This is a genomic window from Haloarcula mannanilytica, assembly GCF_005406125.1.
GTDB classification, from domain to species: Archaea; Halobacteriota; Halobacteria; order Halobacteriales; family Haloarculaceae; genus Haloarcula; species Haloarcula mannanilytica.
Window position 1 is genome coordinate 108116 of record NZ_BIXZ01000002.1, and the last position, 22169, is coordinate 130284.

Consider the following 22169-nt stretch of genomic DNA (forward strand, 5'->3'; position numbering starts at 1 on the left):
CGTATTACCGTCAGGCCGAACACGTTCAGTATCGTTCTTACCGAGCAAGAACAGGTCTCAGCGGCTGAGATTGTGCGGTTTGGTATATACCTGTCGCGAGCCGAGTCCCATCTGTAGGAAGTGACCCCCGATGTCAACCATTCCAACGGCGACGCGGAGGCGGGTGTTAGAGGCCCTGGGCGTCGGCACCGCCGCGCTTGCGGGCTGTGCCAGCGCGCCGGGCGCACAACAGCAATCAACTGAGACGGAAACGACCCCACAGGAGCCAGCCATGAACGCCGCACAACAGACCGACGTCGACCGTATTGCCGCAGACCCGACCGCAATCCCGGACCCCATCGACCGGTCGGAGCCAAAGACCGTGTCGGTCGAGATGACCACCAAAGAGCAGGTCGCGGAGATCGAACCGGGCGTCACCTACACGTACATGACGTTCGGCGACCAGATTCCCGGGCCGATGATCCGGGTCCGCCGGGGCGACACCGTCGAACTCACCATCACGAACGAGGAGGGGAACTCGATGCCACACAACATCGACCTCCACGCCGTCCGCGGTCCCGGTGGCGGAGCGGAGGCGTCGATGGTCACCCCCGGCCAGACCAAGACGTTCCGGTTCAAGGCCACCTACCCCGGTGCGTTCATCTACCACTGCGCCGTCCCGAACCTCGACATGCACATCTCCTCGGGGATGTTCGGGATGATACTCGTCGAGCCGAAAGACGGGCTGCCCGAGGTGGACCACGAGTTCTACTTCGGCCAGCACGAGCTGTACACCACCGGCGACGCCGGCGAGGAGGGCCACCACGACTTCGACATGGACGCGATGGCGGCCGAGGAGCCGACCTACGTCCTGATGAACGGCGAGAAGTACGCCATCACGCCGGACCGATACGGCGCGCCGAGCATGTCGGTCGGCGACACCGCCCGCGTGTACTTCGTGGCCGGTGGCCCGAACCTCGACTCCAGTTTCCACCCCATCGGCTCCGTCTGGGACGAGGTCTGGCAGCAGGGTTCCATCGCCGGGCCGCCGAACAAGTTCGTCCAGACGACCCCGGTCAAGCCGGGGTCCTGTGCCATCGCAACCCTCCATGCCGAGGTGCCCGGCCCCATCAAGCTGGTCGACCACGCGCTCTCGCGGGTCGCCCGCAAAGGGATGATGGCAATCATCAACCGCGAGGGACAGGCCAACCCCGAGGTGTTCGAACCGGAGGTCTAACCGACCTGACAGCAGCAGTGTAGTCAGCACCGGCCGCTCGCGCGCACGCGGTTTCAATGAGGGACTTTTTAATGGATGGGGGCATACTTCGGTTCAAGATGTTCAACGCCATCGTGAGCGCAGACACGCTCCAGGCGACTCTCGACTCTGTGAGCGTGCTGGTGGACGAATGCAAGATCCACCTCGAAGAAGACGGGCTGGAAATCCGGGCAGTCGACCCGGCAAACGTTGGAATGGTCGACCTGCGACTCGACGCGGCGGCGTTCGAGTCCTACGAGACTGACGGTGGACTCATCGGCGTCAATCTCTCCCGCCTCGAAGACATCGCCGGCATGGCCGACGCCGGCCAGCTCGTCCATCTCGATCTGGACGAGGAAACGCGGAAACTCCACATCTCTATCGACGGTCTCGAATACACGCTCGCGCTCATCGACCCCGATTCCATCCGTCAGGAGCCGGACCTGCCGGATCTTGACCTTTCGGCGAACATCGTCATCGAGGGGAAAGACATCGACCGGTCGGTCACCGCCGCGGACATGGTCAGCGACCACATCGCGCTGGGCGTCGACGCCACCGAGGAACTGTTCTACGTCGACGCCGAGGGCGACACGGACGACGTGCACCTCGAACTCACCCGCGACGACCTCATCGACCTCACGCCCGGGGACGCCCACTCGCTGTTCTCGCTGGATTACCTGAAGAACATGAACAAGGCCATCCCGAAAGACGCCGAGGTCGAGATGGAACTGGGCGAGGAGTTCCCGGTCAAGATGCACTTCAGTTTCGCCGAAGGACAGGGCCGCGTCACGTACATGCTCGCGCCGCGCATCCAGAGCGAATAGCGACGGATGCGGTCCCCGCCGCCGATTCCGGCCACCGACTGGCTGCCTGGCGACTCCGAGACTGAGACGCTTTCGCTGCCCGACGGCCGGCGGCTGGCCTACACTGTCTACGGCGACGACGACGGCTCTCCGGTTCTGTTCTGTCACGGCACACCGGGGTCACACGTCATCGCACGACTGCTTGCCACACCGGCGCGCGAGCGCGGCGTGTCCCTCATCGCCCCGGACCGCCCGGGAATCGGGAACTCAGCGGACGCCCCGATCACGCTTGCGGAGTGGCCGGACGACGCCGCACACCTCCTGTCGCATCTCGATGTCGACGCGGCCGGCGCAATCGGCTTCTCCGGCGGCGGCCCGTTCGCGCTGGCCTGTCACCGGCTGCCGGAGATACAACGAATCGCGCTACTTGGCGGTAGCGGCCCGCCGGCTATCGGATCAACGGGACGCGTCCAGCAGTTCGTGGGGACGCTATCACGACACGCCCCATGGGCGCTCGGCCGGCTGTTTCGGCTGCAGCGGTGGTTCGCCGTCCGACGGGACCCGTCCTACGCCGTCGGGTTCGTCGCCCAGGAGACGCCCGAGACGGACGCGCTGGCAGCCGACGAGGTGGCCCGTATCGTCCGGGCGGACATGCTCACCGCGATGGCGCGCGGCCCGAGCGCGATTATCCGCGAGCAGCGACTGCTCTCACAGCCCTGGCCCTTCGCCCTCGAAGACGTGTCCGTTCCGGTGGCGGTGTTCCAGGGCCGGCGCGACGGGAACGTCGCCCCGTCGACGGGAAAAGCGCTTGCCAAGCAGCTACCGGACGCCTCGCTCGAACTCGTCGACAGCGACCATCTCGGGACGCTGACGGCCGCTGGCGACGACGCGTTGGCCGCCGTACAGCGTCGCACGCGCGTCTGACGTAGCGTTTTGTGGGTCGGGTGCCAACGGCCCCGTATGGAGAACCTCGGGGACGCGTACGGCGACCGGCGCTGGGAGGGGCGCGACCCACGCCGCGTCGTCGCCGGTGCGACCCTCGGGTTCGTCGGTGCGCTGGCGGTGGTTGTGGCGATACTCCTAGTGACGACCCCGCTGTCGGCAGTCGTCGGCGCGACAGCGCCCCACGCCGCCGAGAAACTCGGCGGAACGCTGGGCGGCCTGGGTATTCCCGCGATGTTTCTGAGCGTCGTCGCCGTGCTCCCCTCAAGCCGCCGCGAGCAGGGCGGCGTCGCCGTCGGCGCGGTCCTCTGTCTGGTCGGTATCGGGCTGTTCCAGGTCGCCTACCCCTACAACTGGACGGTCGGCGAGCAGACGCTGGCGTTCGAGACGACGATGGCGTACTTCATCGGGTCCTGCGTGGCCTTCTGGTTCGTTTTCACGGCGATGGCGAGCTTCCGACAGCGTAACAACCCACACGGGACCGTCAAACTGGAGATTTCACACAAAGGCGAGACCAAGACCGTGCAGGTGTCCCCACAGGAGTACAAACGCTACACGCAGGCGGTCCGGGGTGACGGCGGCACGACCGACGAGGTCATTCAGGAACTGGAGTCTCGGATCGAAGACTAAAGCGCCTCGGAACGGGCCGTTACTCGTCGGCCGTCGTTTCGGTGCGACCCGAGTTCGCCGTCGAATTGCGGGCCGTTGTCTCGACTTCCGTTTCCTCTTCGTCTTCGTCGACTTCGCCATCGTCCCCGCCGACTTCCTCGACTTCGACATCTTTGCCGGCGACCCCACTTTTCGAAATGACCGGCAGGAGGTTGTAGCCGCCGTTCCCCTTCTTGACGACGTTGATGTCGAAGACGAATTCGAGCGATTCGCCGGCGACGACCTCGAAGGATTTGACTATCTGGAGCTTTCCGCTGGGAATCTTCACGTCGACGGACTCGCCGTCGACGACGCCGTCGACCGATTCGGCGTACAGTTCGATTTTGCTGTATTGTCCCTCCTCCAGTTCACCATCCAAAACGCTGATGGCCTTGTCGCCGACAACCTCGGTGAGGTCGACGGTCGCACCGTCGAGTTCGCGGACGACGAAGCCATCGTCGTCCGATTCTGCCTCGTTTTCCGCCTCCTCGTCATCCATCTCGGTCGGATCGGCTGTCTCTGTCTCAGTCGCGTTGGCCGTTACCGTCTCTGTTGTCTCGGCCGTGTCCATGCTTTCGGTCTCGTCGCCGTCCTCGGTCGCTGTGGCACCGTCCGCACCGGCGCGGAAGATGCGAGCGCGCGAGAACGACACGTCGAGCGAGTCGAAGTCGCCAATAGCCGCGGGCTGGTCGCTGATGAGGAGGCGGAACGCACCGACAGCACCGCTGTCGTCCATCGTCGTATCGCCGTCGCTAGTGCCGTCAGTGCTGGTCCCGTCGCCGCTGCCGTCAGAATCGTTCGACCCGGAACAGCCAGCGAAGAGGCCGACGCCGACGCCAGCGCCCGTCGCGATGAACCGTCGTCGTCTCATCGGCCGCGCCCCATCTGTGCTGGTGCTACTGTCGCTGCTGTTGCGAACGTATTCATTCCATAGCGTGGGATGGTACTGGCGCGTATATGCCCCGCGATAGGTCAAACGATGTACGCTCCGCTGAACGGAATGAACGATCTGGCCGTATCTGAACGGTTTTACCCCCGTCGCTCCACGTCCTGATAATGGCAAACTCGAACGCGAAGGGCGACCGCCGCGAGCGCGAACTGGTCAACGCACTCGACGAGGCGGGATTCGCGGTGATGCGCGCGCCGGCGAGCGGCAGCGCGACCGAGCGGGAACTGCCGGACGTGCTCTCGGGCGACGGCGAGACATTCTACGCCATCGAGGCGAAATCGAGCGCCGGCGACCCCATCTATCTCACTGGCGAAGAAGTCGAGGCGCTACTCTTCTTCGCCCGGAACTTCGGTGCAAAACCGCGTATCGGCGTCCGGTTCGACCGCGAGGACTGGTATTTCTTCCACCCGGCTGACCTCCACACGACCGACGGCGGTAACTACCGTGTGAAAAAGGAGAAGGCCCTCTCCGACGGGACCGATTTCGATGAGTTCGTCGGCCACTCCGAGAAGGTCACACTCGACGACGTGGCCGATGACGGCCCCGACCAGAGCGTGCTGGACGTGCTGTCGGCCTTCGAGCGCGGCGATCTCGACAAGGAGGAAGCGGCGGCGATGCTGGAATAGCGGCGGAGCCAACCAGTTGTCTGCGGGTGCTTACGGGGCAACCAGTTCGGCGTCCTCGACGCGGCGGAGCCGCGACCGGGGAAAGGCGTACTCTCGCGGGTCGTCCGTGCGAACAGCGTCCGAGAGATACGTCGCCAGCACGACGGGGTCGTCCGGCGGGTAGCCGTCGTTGGTGTCGTAGTCAGCAACGGTCTCGTCCGTGGCCTCGATAGTCCACTCGCTGGCGCGTTCGTCGGCCACGCGAACGACGACGAGTCTGTTACCTGTCTCGCGGTCCTGTACGATGTCGCCGGTCTCCAGTCGGCAGTTGCCACAGAGATGGGGCGCTTCTGCATCCGTGGCGACGAAGGTGACGGTGCCACAGGCGTCGCAGGTCGCCCGTTCCTTGCCGGGCGGCGCGACCCGCCGCGCGGTGATTTCGATGGCGACGCGACGGAGGTGTTTACAGCGCTCGCCGCGGATGCGGTTGTCGGGACAGGAGCAGGTCCGCTGTGCAATGTCGACGAGGTACGTGCTGTCGCTTTCGGTCGTCACGGCGTACGTGCTGCCCGCTCGCGGGCGCACGGCCATGTGCTCGGTCCAGGCGCGGGCGGCCCGGTCCGGGAGGGAACGGAGGTCCGGTGCAAGTGCGGTACTCTGCCGGTCGGCTGTTGGCTCGATGAGCGTCATAGGTGCGGACGCGGCTGTATTTTCCAATGCGTCCAGTTGAAACGTAGGTGCTGTACGGGCGTAAATGTCTCGGCCAGGGGCTCCGGCGCTTCGATACCCTTTTTGCCGGCCCTGTGAAATCGCAGGACATGGATATCGGGCGTGAGACGTTCCTACAAATCGTCATCTCGGCGGTCGCCGTCGTGCTGTTCATCAGTGCGGCTGTCACCGTCTCACAGACGTACGTGGTCGATTCGAACCTGTCACCAACGGGTGGGTACGCGCTCGTCGGCGCAATCGGGCTGTTCGTCGTGTTCATGACCGCTGCCGGCCTCTGGCTGGAACGCCAGCAGTTCTAGGCGTCGGCTTCCTCGCCGTCTTCCCGCCAGTCGACCAGTTCCTCCTCGTCGGTGTCGTCTAGCTTCTGCTCGTAGTAGCCCATCGGGTGTGAAATCGTCTCACAGAGGTCGTCCTTGTTGACACAGTCGCCGTACGACTGCATGGTCGAACACGCCGGCGTCGAGTACTCCGTCGGGCTGGTCTCCCCGCGGATGTGGTCGACCTGATAGCGGGTCGCCTCCTCGCCGAAGCCAGGGTTGACCTGGAACAGGTCGACGATTTCGTCCGTCGTCATCCCGATGCCAGTGAGAAAGGCCGCGATGGCAAAGCGGGAGTGGTGTTCGAGGTGTTCGCCCTTCTGGACCTGGTCGAGCAGAGCCTTCATGCACGGTGGGAACAGCTCCGGGACGACGGTGTCGATCTCGCGGGTGAGTTCCAGTTCCGAGAGGACTTCTTCGAGACGGTCGACTTCGTCTGTCAGTTCGTCGGCGATAGCGTCGGGGACGTTGAACGGCAGGCCGTCGGTGACCCGATGGCGGATTGCCTGTTTCAGCAGGACGTTCAGCTCCTCGGCGGTGACCCTGACCTCGCCGTCGGACAGCGGCCGATTGACCAGCCGCCAGGAATCGCCCCGCTGGTCAGCCGCCAGGTCGAGATACGCCCCGACCTCGACGCGGAATCCGTCACCGCGTTGCCGGACGGCACTCGCGAGGTCGAACTCCGCGAGCAGTTCCGCGCGGTCCAGCGTCTCCCGCTGGGTCGATTTCAGCTCCGTCGTCGTCGCAAACTCCTCGGTGAACCGCTCGTAGGCCGCCTCGGCCTCCGCCTGTGCGTACTTCCGGGTACAGATGTGTACGTCGACCAGCGACACCAGCACACGGGCGACCGGATATGACAGCAGTTCGACGCGGGTCCGCCGGTGTGGTTCGCCCACAGTCCCGTCCGTGATCGCCGATTCGACCCGCTCCAGCGCGCGCGCCGTGACCGCCTCGTCCGTAGCGACGACCTCGCCGAGGTCCACCGCCGCGGCTTCGACAGCCTCCCGCGACCGCGCCAGAAACGGGTAGCGTGCGTGGAGCGGTTCCATTGCCACCACCTTTCGGACGGGAGCGAATAAAATTGCCGTCACCGGGACGGCCAGTGTGAGACACCCACAGCCAGATTAGGAGCCCGGCGACCGTGAGGCTATGTGTATAGGTCGAGTCACTGATCGGTGAATACAGCTAGCGAACAAGCGGATAGCCGACCCTCTCTATTGACAGCGTGTGGTAAGGACACGCGGGCCGGTGACTGCCCGCAGTTCGGTCGGCGAACTGCACCAGCGCAGTCGACACGGGAACTGCCAACCGAGACACGGAGCCCACCGATGACACACGAGCACGACACTGAATCACGGGACGGTATCAGAGCGACCTTCGAAGAGTACGATGTCGGCACGGGCACAGTCGCCCATATCGGCGACCCCGAGAACCCCTCGGCCTGGATTCAATCGACGGTCACCGTCGACGTGACGGAGTGAGTTCCGTGTCGCCGTTCGCTCGCGGGTAATTCTACGCGGTATTTTCTGCCTGACTCGCTTCGCTGTGAGTCGGCTGTATCAAAACGGATTGTCGATATGGGTGTTCCTGCGGTTGGTCTCGCTACGTCTCACGCTTCGCCGTTCGACGATTCAGTGGTTCGAGCAGGGTGAGAACAACTCTGCTCTCGGGTCACTCCGTTCCCCGCTCGCTATCTGGCGATTTTCGGTCGCGAAGCTCACTCAAATCGCCCTCCGACCTCCACGGGTCGCTCCCCGTTCCGGTTCGAGGCCTCTCTCCGGTCGGCCTCGCTACCGCTCGCGGTTCCCTTCGGTCACCGCTGCGCGTCTGGCGGGCCGCTCCCTGCGGTCACGCCCCGCCCTACGTCCCGTGCTGCCAGGAATCCATATACTCGGCCTGGGCGTCCGTCAGCGAGTCGAAGTCGACGCCCTCGGCCTCCAGTTTGATCTCCGCAACTTCCTTATCGAGTCGGTCCGGGACGGCGTGGACGCCGGCCTCGTACTCCTCCCCGCGCTCAACCAGTTCCCGGACGACGACGGCCTGGATGCCGAAGCTCTGGTCCATCACTTCGACGGGGTGGCCCAGCGCAATCGGCGTTGCGAGGTTGACCAGGCGGCCCTCGGCCAGCACGTTCAGGCGGCGGCCGTCGGCCATCTCGTAGGTCCGGACGCCGTCGCGGGATTCGTAGGTGTCGGCGGCGAGGTCCGACAGCGCGTCGAGGTCAACCTCCACGTCGAAGTGGCCGGCGTTGGCGAGCAGGACGCCGTCCTGCATGGCTTCGAAGTGCTCCTCGACGATGACATCCCGGTTGCCGGTCGTCGTGATGAACACATCGCCCTCGGCGGCGGCCTCGGCCATCGGCTTCACGTTGTAGCCCTCCATGTGGGCTTCGAGCGCGCGGCGGGGTTCGACCTCGGTGACGATCACGTCGGCGTTCTGGCCTGCGGCCTTCTGTGCGACGCCCTTGCCACAGTAGCCGTAGCCGGCGACGACGACGGTCTTGCCGGCCCACGAGAGGTTCGTCGTCATGGCGATTGAGGCCAGCGAGGACTCGCCGGTGCCGTGGACGTTGTCGAACAGGCGCTTCATCGGTGTGTCGTTGACCGCGAACACGGGGTAGTCGAGTTCGCCGTCCTCGTCCATCGCCCGCAGGCGGTGGACGCCGGTGGTGGTCTCCTCGGCCCCGCCGACGATGGTGTCGATGAGTTCGGGGTAGTCCTCATGGATGGCCGCGACGAGGTCCATCCCGTCGTCGACGGTGATGGTCGGTTTGTGGCCGATGACGGCCTCGATGGCCGCGTAGTACTCCTCGTCGTCGACGCCGCGTTCGGCGTAAGAGGTGACGCCGTCGACGGCGTCGAGTGCGGCGCTTACGTCGTCGTGGGTCGAAAGCGGATTACAGCCGGTGATAGCGACCTCCGCGCCGCCGATGGCGAGAAGCTCGGCCAGGACGGCGGTCTTGGCTTCGACGTGCATCGCCATGCCGATGCGTTCGCCGGCGAAGGGCTGGTCAGCCTCGAACTGCTCGCGAAGCGCGCCGCAGATGGGCATGTGCTGGACGGCCCAGTCCATCTTGCGGCGGCCAGAGTCGCGAGCCTCGTCGAGGTCGTCGAGTCGCTCGGAAATAGGCGTCGTCATGTCACGACAGACGGAGAGAGTTCCTAAAACGCTACCGAAGCCGTTCAGTTACCGCGCTCGTCCGGCGGGCCGGCGTCGTCCGGCCGGCCGCGGTCGCCGTCGTCGTCATCGCTATCATCGTCGCTCTCGTCTTCACTGTCGCTCTCGTCTTCCGACTCCTCGGTTTCGTCTTCCGGCTCTTCGGTTTCGTTCTCGTCGTCTTCGGTTTCGTTCTCCGCGTCGTCATCGCGGTCCTCGGGCGGCCCCGCGTCTTCGGGCGGGCCGCGTCGGTCGTCGTCCGTCTCGTTTTCGTCCTCGGTCTCGTTCTCGTCGTCATCGCGGTCCGGACCGCGGTCCTCGGGTGGGCCGGCGTCCTCAGGCGGACCGCGTCGGTCGTCGTTCGTTTCGTTTTCGTCTTCGGTCTCGTTCCCGTCGTCGTCACCGAAGATGTCCGCTGGCGGACCCTGTCGGTCGCTGGGGTGGGTCTCGTTGTCAGCGGACTCGTTCTCACCAGTGACATGTGCGGGCGGGCCGGCGTGGTCCGGCGCGTTGCCGGGGTTGTTCGCCGTCACGAAACTGGCGACGGCCGGGCCGATGCCGCCGGTCCGGTTCTCGTCGCTCAACAGGTCGCTGACGTAGGCCGACACTTCGAGCCCGAAGGTGTCGAACTCAGTGGCGTTAGTAGCGTTCATCGGCGCGACGGTCAGGTCCGCCGTCGTCGTTGCGGTGTGGTTGTCGGCTGTCGCGGTCACGTCGACCGTGACGTTCTGCTCGGGCGCGGGCAGTCCGACGGTGCCGTCACCGTCGGTCGTGTAGTTGCCAGTCCCGGCGTAGGAGTCGTTGTCAGCCGTCTCCACGGCGACAGTGGCGTTCTCGACGCCCGTGTCGTTCTGTGTGACCGATACCGTCGCGCTGCCGTCATCGGACTGGGAGACATCGACTGCCACCGAGTTGCCAGCCGAGTCCGCAGCGGCGGCCAGTCCCGGCCCGGCGGCCAGTGCGACCAGTCCGACAGCGGCGTACAGTGCAAAGAGTTTGGTGCGCATCGTACCCGGTACGTTCGCCGAGAGAGCGATAAACACCCCCTCCCGTTCAACTCGTTCACGCCGTTCGGTGTCTCCGTGAGACTAGCTGAAAACGGTCAATACCGTTTATTTTCTATTCTCGTCGTTTAGTTACCACTTGAGGACAATTAGTTACGACTCCGCGCGCTCTACCAGCGCCGCGGCGCGTTCGGCGGCCCGGTCTCGCACTGCTACCTCGTCGAACACCTCGACCGTTCGGTCTCGCATCAGTACCTCGCCGTCACAGACGGTGTGGCGCACGTCGCTCCCGTGGACGGCGTAGGCCAGGTGCGAGACGAGGTCGTGAGCTGGCGTCAGGTGGGGGGCATCGAGGTCGATGACGGCCAGGTCGGCGTTCGCGCCGGCCTCGATGCGGCCGCTATCGAAGCCCAGCAGGTCCGCGCCGTTTGCGGTCGCCATCTCCACGACCGTGCCGGCGTCGACAGCGCTCGCGTCGTCGGCTGCCAGTTTGCCGAGCATCGCCGCGTCGCGCATCTCGTCGAACATGTCGAGGTCGTTGTTCGACGCCGCGCCGTCGGTCCCGATACCGACAGTGACGCCAGCATCCAGCAGGTCCTGGACGGGGGCCATCCCGCTGGCGAGTTTCATGTTCGAAGCCGGGCAGTGGGCGACGCCGGTGTCCGTCTCGGCCAGCAGGTCGATCTCGCTGTCGTCGACGTGGACGCCGTGGGCGACGTAGGTGTCGCCGTCCAGCAGACCGACATCGTCCGCGTAGGCCAACGGACGCATTCCGTGCTCGTCGACGATGGGTGCCACCTCGTCCGCTGTCTCGTTGGCGTGGAGGTGAATCGAGAGGTCCTCATCGAGAGCCTTCGGAACGAACTCACGCAGGTACTCCTCACCGACCGTCGTCAGCGAGTGCGGTTGAAACGTCGTCCGAACGCGGCCGTCAGCCCTGCCGTCGAGCTTCCGGGCCACGTCGAGACTCTCCTGAAGGTCCGCCCGTGCGCCCTCGTCGTCCTTGCCGACGGTGACAGCGGTAAAGCCCAGCGCCGCCCGCATCCCGGCCTGATCGACGGCCTCGGCGATCTCCTCGACCTCGAAGTACATGTCCGACAACGCCGTTGTCCCCGAACGAATCATCTCGACCAGCCCGAGTTCCGCACCGGCGCGGATGTCCTCGGCGGTCAGTTCCGCTTCGACAGGCCAGATGTCCTCCTGCAACCACGCGTCGAGGGGTTTGTCGTCCGCGAGGCCGCGAAGCAGCGTCATCGCGACGTGAGTATGGGCGTTGACCAGCCCGGGAATGACGAGTCCGTTCTCGGCGTCGAGTTCGTCATCGCCGTCCAGCGTACCCGGTTCATCGACAGCCACGATGTCGCCGCTGTCCTGTGAAACCAGTACATCCGCACGCTCGACGGTCAGGTCCGGCCGGAGGACCTGCCCGCCGGTGACGAGGAGTTCGCTCATGGCGACGGCTTCGCAACCGCGGGTCTTAGTTCGCCGGGTCCAGGACGCCGCTGTGGGGCGTGTTGCCACAGCTGTGGACAGTGCCGACGCCGAAGCGGTGCCTGTTCCGTAGGGGTCTTTCCGCTCCGGCGCGTTCGAGAGGGCAAGAGCATGGCGACGGCAGAGCGCATCCGACAGCGGGTCACCGCCCTGCGACACGGAAGCCCGACCCGGATGCTGCTGGCCGTCGCCGCCGGCTGGTTCCTCGTTCTCGGGATGCGCTTCGTCGTCCCGGCGATTCTCCCGACGATACGCGAGGAGTTCGTCATCTCGAACGCCCAGGCCGGGCTCGCGGTCACGGTCCTCTGGCTCACGTACGCGGCGATGCAGTTCCCCGCCGGTGTCCTCATTGACCGAATCGGCGAGCGGACGCTGCTGGTGGCCGCCGCGGTGCTGTCCGGCGTTGGACTGTTAGGCTACTTCCTCGCGCCGGTGTTCTCGCTGTTTCTCGTCGCCACGGGCGCGTTCGGCCTCGGGACGGGGCTGTACGGGCCGACTCGCGGGACCGTCCTCTCGCGGACGTTCGACGCCCGCGAGGGTGCCGCCTTCGGCGTCGTCATGGCTGCCGGCTCTCTCGGGGCGGCCGCTCTACCCGCCGTCGCCGCGTTCGTCACGACCCGCTACGGCTGGCGGCTGGCGCTCGCCAGCGTCGCCCCGCTGTTCCTGCTCGTCGCCGGGGCACTCTGGCTGTCAGTCTCGGACCGCCCGACCGTCGAGTCCGAGCGGAGCCTCCGACAGGACCTCCGGACGGTCGTCGCCGGCGTCCGCGACCGCCGACTCGTGCTGTCAGTCTCCGGCGAGACGCTCATGCTGTTCGTCTTCCAGGCCGTGACGGCGTTTCTCACGACGTATCTGGTCACGGTCCGGAATCTCTCGCAGGGGACCGCCGGCACGCTCCTCTCGGTGCTGTTCGTCGGCGGCGCGCTCTCACAGACGGTCACTGGGCGACTGGCCGACCGGTACGGGACGCCGAGTGTCCTGACCGGCGTCGCGCTCGTCAGCACGGTCCCACTCGCGCTCGTTCCGTCCGTCGAAGGCGTGTTTCCGCTGGCCGTCGTCGCCGGCGCTATCGGGGTTCGGATGAGCGCCGGCCCGCTGGCCAACGCTTACATCGTCGATACGCTGCCCGATGCCGCCGAAGGCACCGGCTGGGGCCTGCTCCGGACCGCCTTCTTCGCGGTCAGTTCGCTCGGTTCGACGGCCGTGGGACTGCTCGCTGACCGCGGCCTGTTCGCCCTCGCGTTCTACGGGCTGGCCGGGCTGACGCTGCTGGCCGCGGGCGTTTTCGTCACGCTGCCGCGCCGGGACCGGCTGTGACCACGCCGTTCGCTGGCCCTCGCCGTGAGGGGAAAGACAGTTGCCCCGCGGCCTGCCAGTAGGCGTATGCGAATCGCCGTCCCCAACAAGGGCCGCCTGCACGAACCAAGCGAGGAACTGCTCGAACGGGCCGGCCTCCACCTGGTCGACGGGGCCGACCGGCAGCTACACGCCGATACTGTCGACCCGGACGTGACCGTCCTGTACGCCCGTGCCGCCGACATCCCCGAGTACGTCGCGGACGGCGCTGCCGACGTGGGCATCACCGGCCTCGACCAGGTCCGGGAGTCCGACACCGACGATCTCGTCGAGCTCCGGGATCTCGATTTCGGCCGCTGTCGCCTCGTTCTGGCCGCGCCCGAGGACAGTCATATCGAGACCGTTCACGACTTCGAGGGCGGCCGTATCGCCACGGAGTTCCCCAAAATCACGCGGCGCTACTTCGACCAGGTCGATGTTGACGTGGACGTGACCGAGGTGTCCGGTGCGACGGAACTCACTCCGCACGTCGACATCGCCGACGGCATCGTCGATATCACTTCGACCGGGACCACGCTCCGGATGAACCGCCTCGAAGTCGTCGACGAGGTGCTCGAAAGCTCCGTGCGCCTGTTCGCCCGCGAGGACACCGCTGACGACGAGAAGGTCCAGCAGGTCGACACTGCGCTGGGGTCCGTCCTCGCCGCCGAGGACAAACGCTACCTCATGATGAACGCCCCGGAGGACGCTCTCGATGACGTGAAAGACGTGCTGCCGGGCATGGGCGGCCCCACCGTGATGGACATCGCCGGCTCCGACCAGCTCGCCGTTCACGCCGTCGTCGAGGAACGCGCCGTCTTCGAGACGATTAGCTCGCTGAAGGACGTAGGCGCGAGCGACATCCTCGTGACGGAAATCGAGCGCCTGGTCGAATAGTACCTTTTTACTGCGGGGGGTTTCCTCGGCCGCGCTCGGCGTGAAACGGCGGCCAAGGCCGCCGTATGCTCGCGGCAGCGGTACGCCGCTTCCGTGTCCGTACGGCCACCGCTTCCGCACCGCTGCTGTTCTCCAAACATACCGACTCGATGTGACCGGCCAACGATACGGCTATGTACTCGGTTGGGCCACAACGATACAAATCAGAGACACTGACAAGAAAAATCGTTGCTGGAAGTATGGATTAGCTCGGTTCCGCAAGTGTCTGTGACCGCTCAACCTGAAGACACCCATCCGCGTGTACCGTGACAACAGAGTCGCTGAACTGGAACGAAACCAGATTCTCTCCGCGAGTGTCACGCGCGCTGTCCGTTTTAAATAGGCCATCCAGTGCTTCGGGGTTGATAACGTCGTACAGGGACGGGAGCGCCCGTGGGTGACGGTCCTCGACAGTACTCACAGCCCGGACGACAGCCTCACTCACGGATTCAGCGGGCCGAATTTTGCGCTTCATTACACTATTCCTATAATTCAGGATAGTTAATTAGTTATGGTTTTTATTTTCACACAGATTATTTATTATCCGGGTGAATCGTGGAGAGGTTTCGACTCTTACACCAACTCGAAGATGTTGTTCAGGGCAAAACCGAGAACGGCGGCAAAGGCGAGATGCAGCGCCACGAGCGGGGCCGTCGACCGGTTCGAGAGCCGGTAGGTGACGCTAATCGCGATCCCGTCGGCCAACAGTGTGAGCACGAGGACGACCAGCACCCCCAAGTCTGCCGAGACAATCCCGGCCTCGATCCCCCAACGCTGGAGGATCAGCGAGACGACCGCCGGCGCGACGGCGGCTTTCGCCGCCAGCTGGCTCGGCACGTCGCCGATGAAAAACGTCGCGGCCAGGTGGAGCGTGACGGCGTAGAAGAGCCAGGTGACGAGGACGGTAACGAGGACAGCGAAGAGACCGCCACCGGTCAGGCTGGAGAACCCGGACTGGAGCATACCCGAGGTTCGGCGGCCGCTCGCTTGTGCGTTTTGTTCCCGGGCGCGACCGGCACGCTCATAGCCGCTCGCCCACACCGCTCGGGCGTGTACGTCCTCGAACTCGGCGGGCAGGACGACGCGTTCGCGCGGCGGGAGGCAGCAAGCGCCGCGAGCGCCGTCGATATGCTCGCCCCCGGACTGGCGACGACACGGGGCATCAGCGACCGCGTTCGCCACCTCGCGTTCACCCATCGGGCCTGTGACCTGCTCGGAACCGCAGACCCCGACATCGACAGCGCCGCCGCCATGCTGTCGGCCGCGTCCATCGACCGCGAAGGGAGCGTCGCCGTGCGGGCGGTCGACGTGCGAGCGAGCACCGGAATCGACACCCAGCGAGCCGAGCGGACGCTGGGCGGCGTGCTCACCGACCGCGGCTTCGCCGTCGACCTCGACGACCCCGACCACGTCCTCTACGCCTATTTTTCGGACCCCGACGGCGACGAGGAGGGCGGGACCGGCGAGGCCTGCTGTGCGCTGGGCTGGCTCGCCGCCGAGAGCGTGCGGGATTTCGGGGGGCGACAGCCGACGGACCGCCCGTTCTTCCAGCCCGGCAGCATGGATCCGCTGGAAGCCCGGGCGCTGGTCAACATCGCCGGAGCCGGCCCGGACACCACGATACTGGACCCGATGTGTGGCACCGGTGGCCTCCTGCTGGAGGCGGGACTTGTCGGAGCAGACGTGGTCGGCGGCGATGCACAGGAAAAGATGGTCGCCGGCACGCGCGAGAATCTGACCTACGCACTCGACGGCGACGGCCATCCCGACAGGGACGCCTATCCCGAACCGGGCAACTGGGGGCTGTTCCGCTCCGATGCGTCCGCACTTCCGGTGGTCGATGACGCCGTCGATGCCGTTGTCTTCGATGCTCCCTACGGCCGGCAGTCTCGTATCGAAGGCGAACTCGCTCCGCTCATCTCTGGCGCGCTCGGCGAAGCCGGCCGCGTCGCACAGCGGTGCGTGCTGGTCGCCGACCGCGACTGGCGCGAGGCCGCGACCGGCGCGGGCTGGACCGTCACCGACTACTTCCAGCGTCGGGTCCATCGTTCACTTATCAGGCACGTACACGTCCTCGAGTGAACAGATGTCCAACTCGGCTGGACGAATGTCCGTATTCTTCTGTCTATGAGCAAGGTTTATCCCATGACACGTGGTAATGAGTACCAAGTATGCCAACGTGGTCAGACCCCGCCCCATGTGACGACGATGAACAGCTGTTTGAATGTCCAGACTGCGGGAAGCGGCTCTGTAGCGACCGCTCGACAGTGACCTGTGACCGGTGTGAGACGGAGATGCAGAATCTCAGCGTCCCGCGACCGGAGTAAACGCCGTCGCGGTTCTACAGGCTATTCCAAGAACGATAGCGCACGCGCCGTGTCGCCGTCCATCCGCTCCAGCAGGTCTCGAACCCGGTCCCGGGCTGTCTCGTCACAGTCGACCAGCACCATCCCCTCGTCAGGCTGGCCGTACACGACGCTGGCACCGGCCGGCGCGGCCAGCACTGCGGGGAGCGTGGCGAGGTCCTCCTCGCCATCGACATCGAGAAGCGTGGTTTCGTCGCTGTCAATACCATCTCGGAGCGCATCCAGCAGCGCGTTGGTGAGCGTCGCGGCCGGATTGTCGACCGAGAACGTCCGGTCGAAGCCAGCGATAGCCGCCGACACGTCCGCGTCGACGGCCGAACGCTTGGTCCGCTCGTCGACCAGCGCGAGGTCCGGGACGCGGCCGGCCTCGATGAGGTGGTACGTGACCATGTCGCCGACGGCGATAATCGGGTCGCCGGCGTCAGCGAGCAGCGCCGCTGTCTCGGTGTAAATCCGGCCGAGTGGCTCTTTCAGCTCGTGCCGAAGGTCACTCGGGAGTTCGAGAACAACGTCGGACACGTTAGCGGACTTTCAGCGCGTACTTGCCCGGCTCGGTCACTTCCATCTCTTTGGCGATGTCGGAGCGCTCCGGATGCGCGATGACGACGTAGCCGGCCCAGTCCTCGGTCAGTGCGGTGCCGCCACAGGCCTCACACTGGCTCTCGATCTCCGCGCCCTGGACGCGGTGGCAGTCGCGACAGACGAGTCGGTCCGCCATCAGCTATCACCGGCTTCCGCCGTGCCTTCGCGGCGCTCGCGCTCCTCCTGGAGCCAGCCGTGCTTGCCCAGGCCGACCTGTTTCGCCGTCAGGCCGATCTTTGAGTCCCGCGGGTTGCGCTCGTCGATGCTCTTGGTGACGATGCGCGCCCGGACGGCGTCGCCGACGGTGAGCGTCCGGTTGGACTCCCGTGAGGCGAGTTGCTGGTTCTCCTCGTCGTAGGCCAGATACTCGTCGGAGATCTGGGAGACGTGGAGCAGGCCATCGACCGGCCCGATGCCGATGAAGGCCCCGAAGTTGACGACTTCGACGACCTCTCCATCGACCACTTCCTGCATCTGTGGATCGAACGTGAGCGCGTCGAACTCGGCCTCGTAGTAGACACCGGGCTTGTTCGGCAGCACGGCTCCAGTTCCGATGTCGTGGACCTCGATGACGGAGACAACGCTGCCGACATCCTCGTCCATTCGACCTTCGAGTTTCTCTTGCAGGAGCCGTTTGACCAGCCCCGGACTGACCTCCGCCAGAAAGCGTGGCGGGACTTCGACCGTATCGCGTAGGCGTACCCGTTTATACATGTGTTATGGTTGAGTGATACCCAGTTTGTTCCGGCCCCTTAAACTAATTACTGGAACGCCCGCGTCCAGCAGGCGTCGTTTGAGGGGGGTGTCGTTCGTGACCGCGTGTGTCGCATCGTCCGTCTGTGCCAGTTCGAGGACGGCATCATCCGCGTAGTCCGCCGTCGTCTCCCGGACCGTACAGCGGTCGAGTAGGTCCTGCCCGACTGAGGCGGCGGTCGCCTCCGCACCGGCCCCGTCGGCCAGTTTCGCCAGTTCATCGCGGACGGCGGCGGGCGCGACATACTCAGTTGCGTCAATGACCCGTTCGAGTTCCTCGAACAGCCGCACGTTACATTCGACCGGCATCATCAAGGCGTTCGTGTCAAGCACGATCATCACCGCAGCGTGCCGACGCCGATGAGCCGCCACCGAGCGCCGACACGGCGGTTGATGGCGATTTTCGAGCCCGAGGCCGCACAGACCGGGCGTTTGAGCGCGACTTCACATTCCTCGTCGCGCGCGCTCGTGACCGAGCCAACCGTGGTGGCGGTGCCGATAGTCAGCATCAGCGGTTCGCCGGTCGAAATTTCCTCGACCTCGCCGCCGTCGTCGCCGACGATGCGTTCGAGGAGGTCCACGTCCATCGTGAACGTCTCGTGGACCGGCGGGAGGCTGCCGGGCGGGCCGGCGACCTGGCCGGCGAGCGCGTCGCCTTTCGTGATCGACGGGTCGAGTCCGGTGCCGACGCCGAGCAGGCCGCCGGGCGTGACCGTGTCCACGAAGTCGCCGCCGGACTGCAGCGAGCGGACCGTCGTCGTCACGGGCTGCCACTCCGTCTGGCCACCTTCCTCGACCTCGCGGCCGGGACGGAGTTCGATTTCGTCGTCCACTTCGAGTTGGCCGCTGACGAGCGAGCCGCCCAGCACGCCGCCCATCAGGTCGTCCCAGGTCGTGCCGGGACGGTTGATGTCGAAGGAACGCGCGACCATCATGCGGGCGTCCACGTCGGGATCCCGTTCCGGCGTCGGAATCTCAGACTGGATGGCCTCGATGAGCAGGTCGATGTTGGCTTCCTGGCCCGCGCTGATGGGGACGATAGGAGCGCCTTTGGCGACGGTGCCCTCGACGAACTCCTGAATCTGCTCGTAGTTCTGCATCGCCCGCTCCTCGTCGACGAGGTCGACCTTGTTCTGGGCGATGACGATGTTGTCGATGCCGATGATGTCGAGCGCGCTCAGGTGCTCCTCGGTCTGGGCCTGTGGGACGGGCTCAGTCGCCGAGATGACGAGAACGGCCCCGTCCATGATGGCCGCGCCGGACAGCATCGTCGCCATGAGCGTCTCGTGACCGGGCGCGTCCACGAACGACACCGTCCGGAGGTGGTCGGTGTCGACATCGTGGTCCTCGCAGTGCTCGTCGACGGTAAACGCCTCCGGCTCCTCGGCCTCCGGGCAGCGACGGAAGGTCGCGTCGGCGTAGCCGAGTCGGATAGAGATACCGCGCTTCATCTCCTCGGAGTGCTGGTCGGTCCATTCGCCGGACAGCGCCTGTACGAGCGTCGTCTTCCCGTGGTCGACGTGTCCGACGAGTCCGATGTTCACCTCCGGTTGTTTGTTCGATGTCATTTCGAGAGTAATCTTGGTGGAGTTTCGCCGCGTGCAACTGATAAACCTACTGTTTGCGCCCCGCCGAGCCCGTTTCAGTCGCCGATTTGGTCCCTGATGACGGCGTCTCACGGGCTCGTGGCGACACGTTCCGTAAGCCCGGAACTCACGCTGGCGGCGTTGAGCCGTCTCTTCGTCGGCGCGCGGGAGCCGGGCGCGGGGCTTTTGCCCGTCCCGGCCCTGCCTCAGATTGTGTGGGAGTTCGACTTCGAACTGGCGCTGTGTGCCCACCTCGAACGCGAGGGCCGGCTGGTGAGCCGCCAGCTCGGCGGGGCCGTCCACGGCCGACGAGTGCTCGACACCGTCGTCGTCGAACCGGGCCCCGAGTTCGAGGAACGGGCGGCGATTACTCCCAAGCGGCTTCCGACGGCCGCCATCGAGAGCGATGTGGGGCCGGGCCGCGCCCGCTACTGGAAGGACGCCTTTGACTGTCACCCCGACCGCGCCGAGCGGGCCGTCGAACTGGCGGTCGAGCGGGGCTTTTTCGAGCGCGAACGCCGCGGCGGCCGGACGTACGTCCGCCAGACGGCACGGTATCCGGACTGGTTCGACGGGATTGTCGCCATCGAGAACAAGCCGGACCTGGACCGGCCCGGCGACCTGGAATCCCAATTGCGGACCGACGTGTCGCTGGCGCTCGCGGACCGCGTCGTGCTGGCGACGACCTCCTACGTCACGGGTGCTCACCTCAATCGCATTCCCGAGGAGGTCGGTGTCTGGCGGTTCGACCCCGAGAACGGGACGCTCGACGTTCGGCGGGAAGCGACGCCGCTGCCGACCGACGACGCGGGTGTCGAACTCCTCGACGAGCAGCCAATGCGGACCGATGTCCGTACGGTCAGCACCGCGGAGAAGGCCCGTGCGCGTCGAAAGCTCGCCGAGCGGGCTTACGGCAAGGGGTGGCGGAGCTTCGACTACCCGGGGTGTGACCGTTGTTCGCCCGACAGCGACGGCATCCCGTACTGTCAGTGGAAGGGCCGCGCTGTCCGCGCGAGCGACGAGTGCGGCCCGGACTGTGAGGGCTACGCGGCGGCTGACCCACCGGCCGTCGACGGCGACTCGCTCCGGGCCGAGCGGACGCCCTGGCGGGCGGACCCGGACGGGTGCAGACGGCGTCAGTCGGGACTGGACCGGTTCGGCTAGCGGTCGCTGTCCGACGACGCCTCGTCGTCGGACGGGACGCCCCCGTCGCCAGCCGTCGGGCGGCCGTGCTGTTCGTAGTTGTCCTCGGTCACTGCCGGTGCCTCGGTGGCGACCTGGGCCGCGTGGTTCGTTCTGGCCTGGTAGTTCGCCGCGGCCGCGATGCCGATACAGGCCATCAGGCCGACGACGAGTACCCAGTCGATGTGGCCCACGATGACCCGCTGGGTGGCGATTGCGAGGATGCCGCCGGCCAGCGACAGCCCACCGACCTCCGCAATGCCGCGCCTGTCCATAGAGTGGCATTATCAGCCATGGCCTATAAATTACGGCTCGTTTCACGCAGCCGAATCCACCGTCAGAGCGTGAACCGCTCGCCGTCAAGGCCGATATCGTCGGCAAAGGCTCTGTCTGCGGGGACGTAGTGGGCGGTGTGGACAATGCGGTAGTCGTCGGCCTCGATGTCAGAGGCGAAGTCCCGCGCGCCGGGCAGGGTCATGTGTTTCGTGCCGAAGGTCCGCGGAACACCGTCCGCCGTGAAGTGGTCCCCGCCCTTGGGGTGGTACTCGCAGGCCTCCGGGTGGACGATGCCCTCGACGAGCGCGAGGTCAGCGCCGGTCAGGGCGGCTTTCGAGCGCTCGGGCACGTCGTAGCAGGTGTCCCCTGAAATCGACAGCACCGCACCGGTCTGTGGCTCCTCGATTCGCAGGCCGTAACACAAAAGCGGCGGGTGCGTGACCGGGACCAGCGTCACCTCGAAGCCGGCGACGGTGAACGGCTCGAAGGGGGTCTGTGCGTGGACCGACACCGTATCGAGGTAGTCATAGCGGCTTCGGACGCCCTCGGCGACGCTCTCGCCGGTCACCGGGTCCGTCTCGTTTGCGGCGTGGACCGGCAGTTCGTCGAACAGCCGGTAGGCGTTGCCGAGGCCGTCGAGGTGGTCGAAGTGGACGTGCGTGACGATAGCCGCGTCCGGCAGCGGGACCGATTCGCGGAGGAACTGGTGGCGAAAGTCCGGGCTCAGGTCGATGAGCAGCGACTCGTCCGTCACATCGTTTTGCAGCGCCACGGAGAACCGCGACCGCTCAATGCCCCCGGTCGGGTCGATGCCGCGCTCACGGACGCGAGCGCGGAGTTCTTCGTCGGGGTCGCGCGCCCGTTCACAGGTGTCACAGTCGCACTGGACAGTCGGCGTCCCCGTCGTGTCACCGGTTCCGAGCAGCGTGACCTCCATCACCAACAGGTCAGAGGGCGACCCGCCTAAGCCCCTCGCTTTCGTTACTCGCCAGTCAGGTCCGCCGGGTCGACGCCCTGTCGCTCTAGCGTCGCCGCCAGCAGGGACCGGGCGCGGTCGTCGGAGAGGTCGTCGAACAGGCAGTCGAGAAAGCCCTCCAGCAATGCCGGCCGAATACGCAGGTCGACGTACTCGACCTGTTTCTCGGCGATAACCACGTCTACGTCCCACTCGCCTTCCTCGGGGTCAGTCATGCGAACGTCGACCCACGACTCGGCGGGGTCGTCTGTCTCGGTGAACACGTCGTCGTCAGCCATGGCTACATCGAATGGTTCCTA

At 65.8% G+C, this 22169-nt stretch carries 28 protein-coding genes; 12 read left to right on the forward strand and 16 right to left on the reverse strand.

All coding sequences use genetic code 11. The annotated features are described in order from the left end of the window. Positions 1-130: 130 nt before the first annotated feature. The 4 genes from nirK to Harman_RS07705 all read left to right on the forward strand — a co-directional run bounded on the left by nirK (position 131) and on the right by Harman_RS07705 (position 3609). Entirely contained in the window at positions 131-1216 is a 1086-nt protein-coding gene (nirK, locus tag Harman_RS07690; protein WP_137683233.1) for a copper-containing nitrite reductase, read from the forward strand. Between the two features lie 98 nt (positions 1217-1314). After that, positions 1315-2058: a DNA polymerase sliding clamp gene (locus tag Harman_RS07695; RefSeq protein WP_004516027.1), complete on the forward strand. Its 744-nt coding sequence runs from the start codon at positions 1315-1317 to the stop codon at positions 2056-2058. Positions 2059-2064: 6 nt separating this feature from the next. Next, positions 2065-2961, forward strand: coding sequence for an alpha/beta fold hydrolase (locus Harman_RS07700; RefSeq protein ID WP_137683234.1), 897 nt, complete (start codon positions 2065-2067; stop codon positions 2959-2961). 36 nt (positions 2962-2997) lie between these two features. Then, complete coding sequence (locus Harman_RS07705; protein WP_137683235.1) at positions 2998-3609, forward strand: DUF7139 domain-containing protein; 612 nt, start codon at positions 2998-3000, stop codon at positions 3607-3609. Positions 3610-3628: 19 nt separating this feature from the next. On the opposite strand, the gene Harman_RS07710 is transcribed toward Harman_RS07705, so the two are convergent. After that, a complete protein-coding gene (locus Harman_RS07710) occupies positions 3629-4498 on the reverse strand; it encodes a DUF4382 domain-containing protein (protein WP_200830856.1) in 870 nt (289 codons plus the stop codon). A gap of 185 nt (positions 4499-4683) precedes the next feature. On the opposite strand from Harman_RS07710, the gene hjc reads away from it, so the two are divergent. Beyond that, on the forward strand, positions 4684-5202 hold the full coding sequence (gene hjc / locus Harman_RS07715) for a Holliday junction resolvase Hjc (protein ID WP_137683236.1): 519 nt from the start codon (positions 4684-4686) through the stop codon (positions 5200-5202). A gap of 30 nt (positions 5203-5232) precedes the next feature. On the opposite strand, the gene Harman_RS07720 is transcribed toward hjc, so the two are convergent. Beyond that, positions 5233-5871 (reverse strand): SWIM zinc finger family protein, encoded by a 639-nt coding sequence (locus Harman_RS07720; protein WP_137683237.1) that lies wholly within the window; start codon positions 5869-5871, stop codon positions 5233-5235. A gap of 128 nt (positions 5872-5999) precedes the next feature. On the opposite strand from Harman_RS07720, the gene Harman_RS07725 reads away from it, so the two are divergent. Then, the gene (locus tag Harman_RS07725) at positions 6000-6209 is read left to right on the forward strand and encodes a DUF7472 family protein (RefSeq protein WP_137683238.1); all 210 of its coding nucleotides are present in this window, start codon (positions 6000-6002) and stop codon (positions 6207-6209) included. Here Harman_RS07725 and priL read toward each other — a convergent pair. After that, entirely contained in the window at positions 6206-7276 is a 1071-nt protein-coding gene (priL, locus tag Harman_RS07730; RefSeq protein ID WP_137683239.1) for a DNA primase regulatory subunit PriL, read from the reverse strand. The two genes, Harman_RS07725 and priL, sit on opposite strands and share 4 nt — an antisense overlap. 279 nt (positions 7277-7555) lie before the next feature. Here priL and Harman_RS21475 point away from each other — a divergent pair, with 279 nt between their 5' ends. Then, the gene (locus Harman_RS21475; protein ID WP_200830857.1) at positions 7556-7708 is read left to right on the forward strand and encodes a DUF7331 family protein; all 153 of its coding nucleotides are present in this window, start codon (positions 7556-7558) and stop codon (positions 7706-7708) included. Positions 7709-8087: 379 nt separating this feature from the next. On the opposite strand, the gene Harman_RS07735 is transcribed toward Harman_RS21475, so the two are convergent. From Harman_RS07735 to Harman_RS07745, 3 genes are all read right to left on the reverse strand, one after another. Then, positions 8088-9365 (reverse strand): adenosylhomocysteinase, encoded by a 1278-nt coding sequence (locus Harman_RS07735; RefSeq protein WP_137683240.1) that lies wholly within the window; start codon positions 9363-9365, stop codon positions 8088-8090. Between the two features lie 44 nt (positions 9366-9409). Further along, on the reverse strand, positions 9410-10390 hold the full coding sequence (locus Harman_RS07740) for a hypothetical protein (RefSeq protein ID WP_137683241.1): 981 nt from the start codon (positions 10388-10390) through the stop codon (positions 9410-9412). 150 nt (positions 10391-10540) lie between these two features. Next, complete coding sequence (locus tag Harman_RS07745) at positions 10541-11839, reverse strand: amidohydrolase (protein ID WP_137683242.1); 1299 nt, start codon at positions 11837-11839, stop codon at positions 10541-10543. 213 nt (positions 11840-12052) lie between these two features. Here Harman_RS07745 and Harman_RS07750 point away from each other — a divergent pair, with 213 nt between their 5' ends. Together Harman_RS07750 and hisG are read left to right on the forward strand one after the other, a co-directional pair. Beyond that, positions 12053-13195, forward strand: coding sequence for an MFS transporter (locus tag Harman_RS07750; protein WP_137683750.1), 1143 nt, complete (start codon positions 12053-12055; stop codon positions 13193-13195). Positions 13196-13261: 66 nt separating this feature from the next. Next, positions 13262-14110, forward strand: coding sequence for an ATP phosphoribosyltransferase (gene hisG, locus Harman_RS07755; RefSeq protein WP_137683243.1), 849 nt, complete (start codon positions 13262-13264; stop codon positions 14108-14110). Positions 14111-14354: 244 nt separating this feature from the next. Here hisG and Harman_RS07760 read toward each other — a convergent pair whose 3' ends face one another. Continuing rightward, a complete protein-coding gene (locus Harman_RS07760) occupies positions 14355-14624 on the reverse strand; it encodes a HalOD1 output domain-containing protein (RefSeq protein ID WP_137683244.1) in 270 nt (89 codons plus the stop codon). 98 nt (positions 14625-14722) lie between these two features. Then, positions 14723-15112 (reverse strand): DUF7473 family protein, encoded by a 390-nt coding sequence (locus Harman_RS07765; RefSeq protein WP_137683245.1) that lies wholly within the window; start codon positions 15110-15112, stop codon positions 14723-14725. A gap of 87 nt (positions 15113-15199) precedes the next feature. On the opposite strand from Harman_RS07765, the gene Harman_RS07770 reads away from it, so the two are divergent. After that, entirely contained in the window at positions 15200-16231 is a 1032-nt protein-coding gene (locus Harman_RS07770; protein ID WP_137683246.1) for a TIGR01177 family methyltransferase, read from the forward strand. An 89-nt stretch (positions 16232-16320) separates the two neighbouring features. Beyond that, positions 16321-16476 carry a rubrerythrin-like domain-containing protein gene (locus Harman_RS07775; RefSeq protein ID WP_137683247.1) on the forward strand — a complete coding sequence of 52 codons (156 nt, stop codon included), beginning with the start codon at positions 16321-16323 and terminating at the stop codon, positions 16474-16476. Between the two features lie 21 nt (positions 16477-16497). On the opposite strand, the gene Harman_RS07780 is transcribed toward Harman_RS07775, so the two are convergent. The 5 genes from Harman_RS07780 to Harman_RS07800 are packed head-to-tail and all read right to left on the reverse strand — an operon-like array spanning position 16498 to position 19418. After that, complete coding sequence (locus Harman_RS07780) at positions 16498-17034, reverse strand: GTP-dependent dephospho-CoA kinase family protein (protein WP_137683248.1); 537 nt, start codon at positions 17032-17034, stop codon at positions 16498-16500. Between the two features lies 1 nt (position 17035). Beyond that, positions 17036-17233: a transcription elongation factor subunit Spt4 gene (spt4, locus tag Harman_RS07785; protein ID WP_004590167.1), complete on the reverse strand. Its 198-nt coding sequence runs from the start codon at positions 17231-17233 to the stop codon at positions 17036-17038. Continuing rightward, on the reverse strand, positions 17233-17811 hold the full coding sequence (locus Harman_RS07790; RefSeq protein ID WP_004516007.1) for a DNA-directed RNA polymerase: 579 nt from the start codon (positions 17809-17811) through the stop codon (positions 17233-17235). Before Harman_RS07790 ends, spt4 begins: the two co-directional genes overlap by 1 nt. Before the next feature lie 3 nt (positions 17812-17814). Then, entirely contained in the window at positions 17815-18189 is a 375-nt protein-coding gene (locus Harman_RS07795; protein ID WP_137683249.1) for a DUF188 domain-containing protein, read from the reverse strand. Continuing rightward, positions 18189-19418 carry a translation initiation factor IF-2 subunit gamma gene (locus tag Harman_RS07800; RefSeq protein ID WP_137683250.1) on the reverse strand — a complete coding sequence of 410 codons (1230 nt, stop codon included), beginning with the start codon at positions 19416-19418 and terminating at the stop codon, positions 18189-18191. The genes Harman_RS07795 and Harman_RS07800 overlap by 1 nt, the downstream gene beginning before the upstream one ends. A 231-nt stretch (positions 19419-19649) precedes the next feature. On the opposite strand from Harman_RS07800, the gene Harman_RS07805 reads away from it, so the two are divergent. Further along, complete coding sequence (locus tag Harman_RS07805; RefSeq protein ID WP_137683751.1) at positions 19650-20600, forward strand: DUF5787 family protein; 951 nt, start codon at positions 19650-19652, stop codon at positions 20598-20600. On the opposite strand, the gene Harman_RS07810 is transcribed toward Harman_RS07805, so the two are convergent. The 3 genes from Harman_RS07810 to Harman_RS07820 form a co-directional block, all read right to left on the reverse strand. Next, a complete protein-coding gene (locus Harman_RS07810) occupies positions 20597-20893 on the reverse strand; it encodes a hypothetical protein (RefSeq protein WP_137683251.1) in 297 nt (98 codons plus the stop codon). The genes Harman_RS07805 and Harman_RS07810 overlap by 4 nt on opposite strands. Before the next feature lie 62 nt (positions 20894-20955). Beyond that, positions 20956-21831, reverse strand: a complete 876-nt coding sequence (locus Harman_RS07815; RefSeq protein WP_137683252.1) for an MBL fold metallo-hydrolase — start codon at positions 21829-21831, stop codon at positions 20956-20958. Between the two features lie 44 nt (positions 21832-21875). Next, the gene (locus Harman_RS07820; RefSeq protein ID WP_137683253.1) at positions 21876-22148 is read right to left on the reverse strand and encodes a hypothetical protein; all 273 of its coding nucleotides are present in this window, start codon (positions 22146-22148) and stop codon (positions 21876-21878) included. Positions 22149-22169 lie beyond the last annotated feature (21 nt).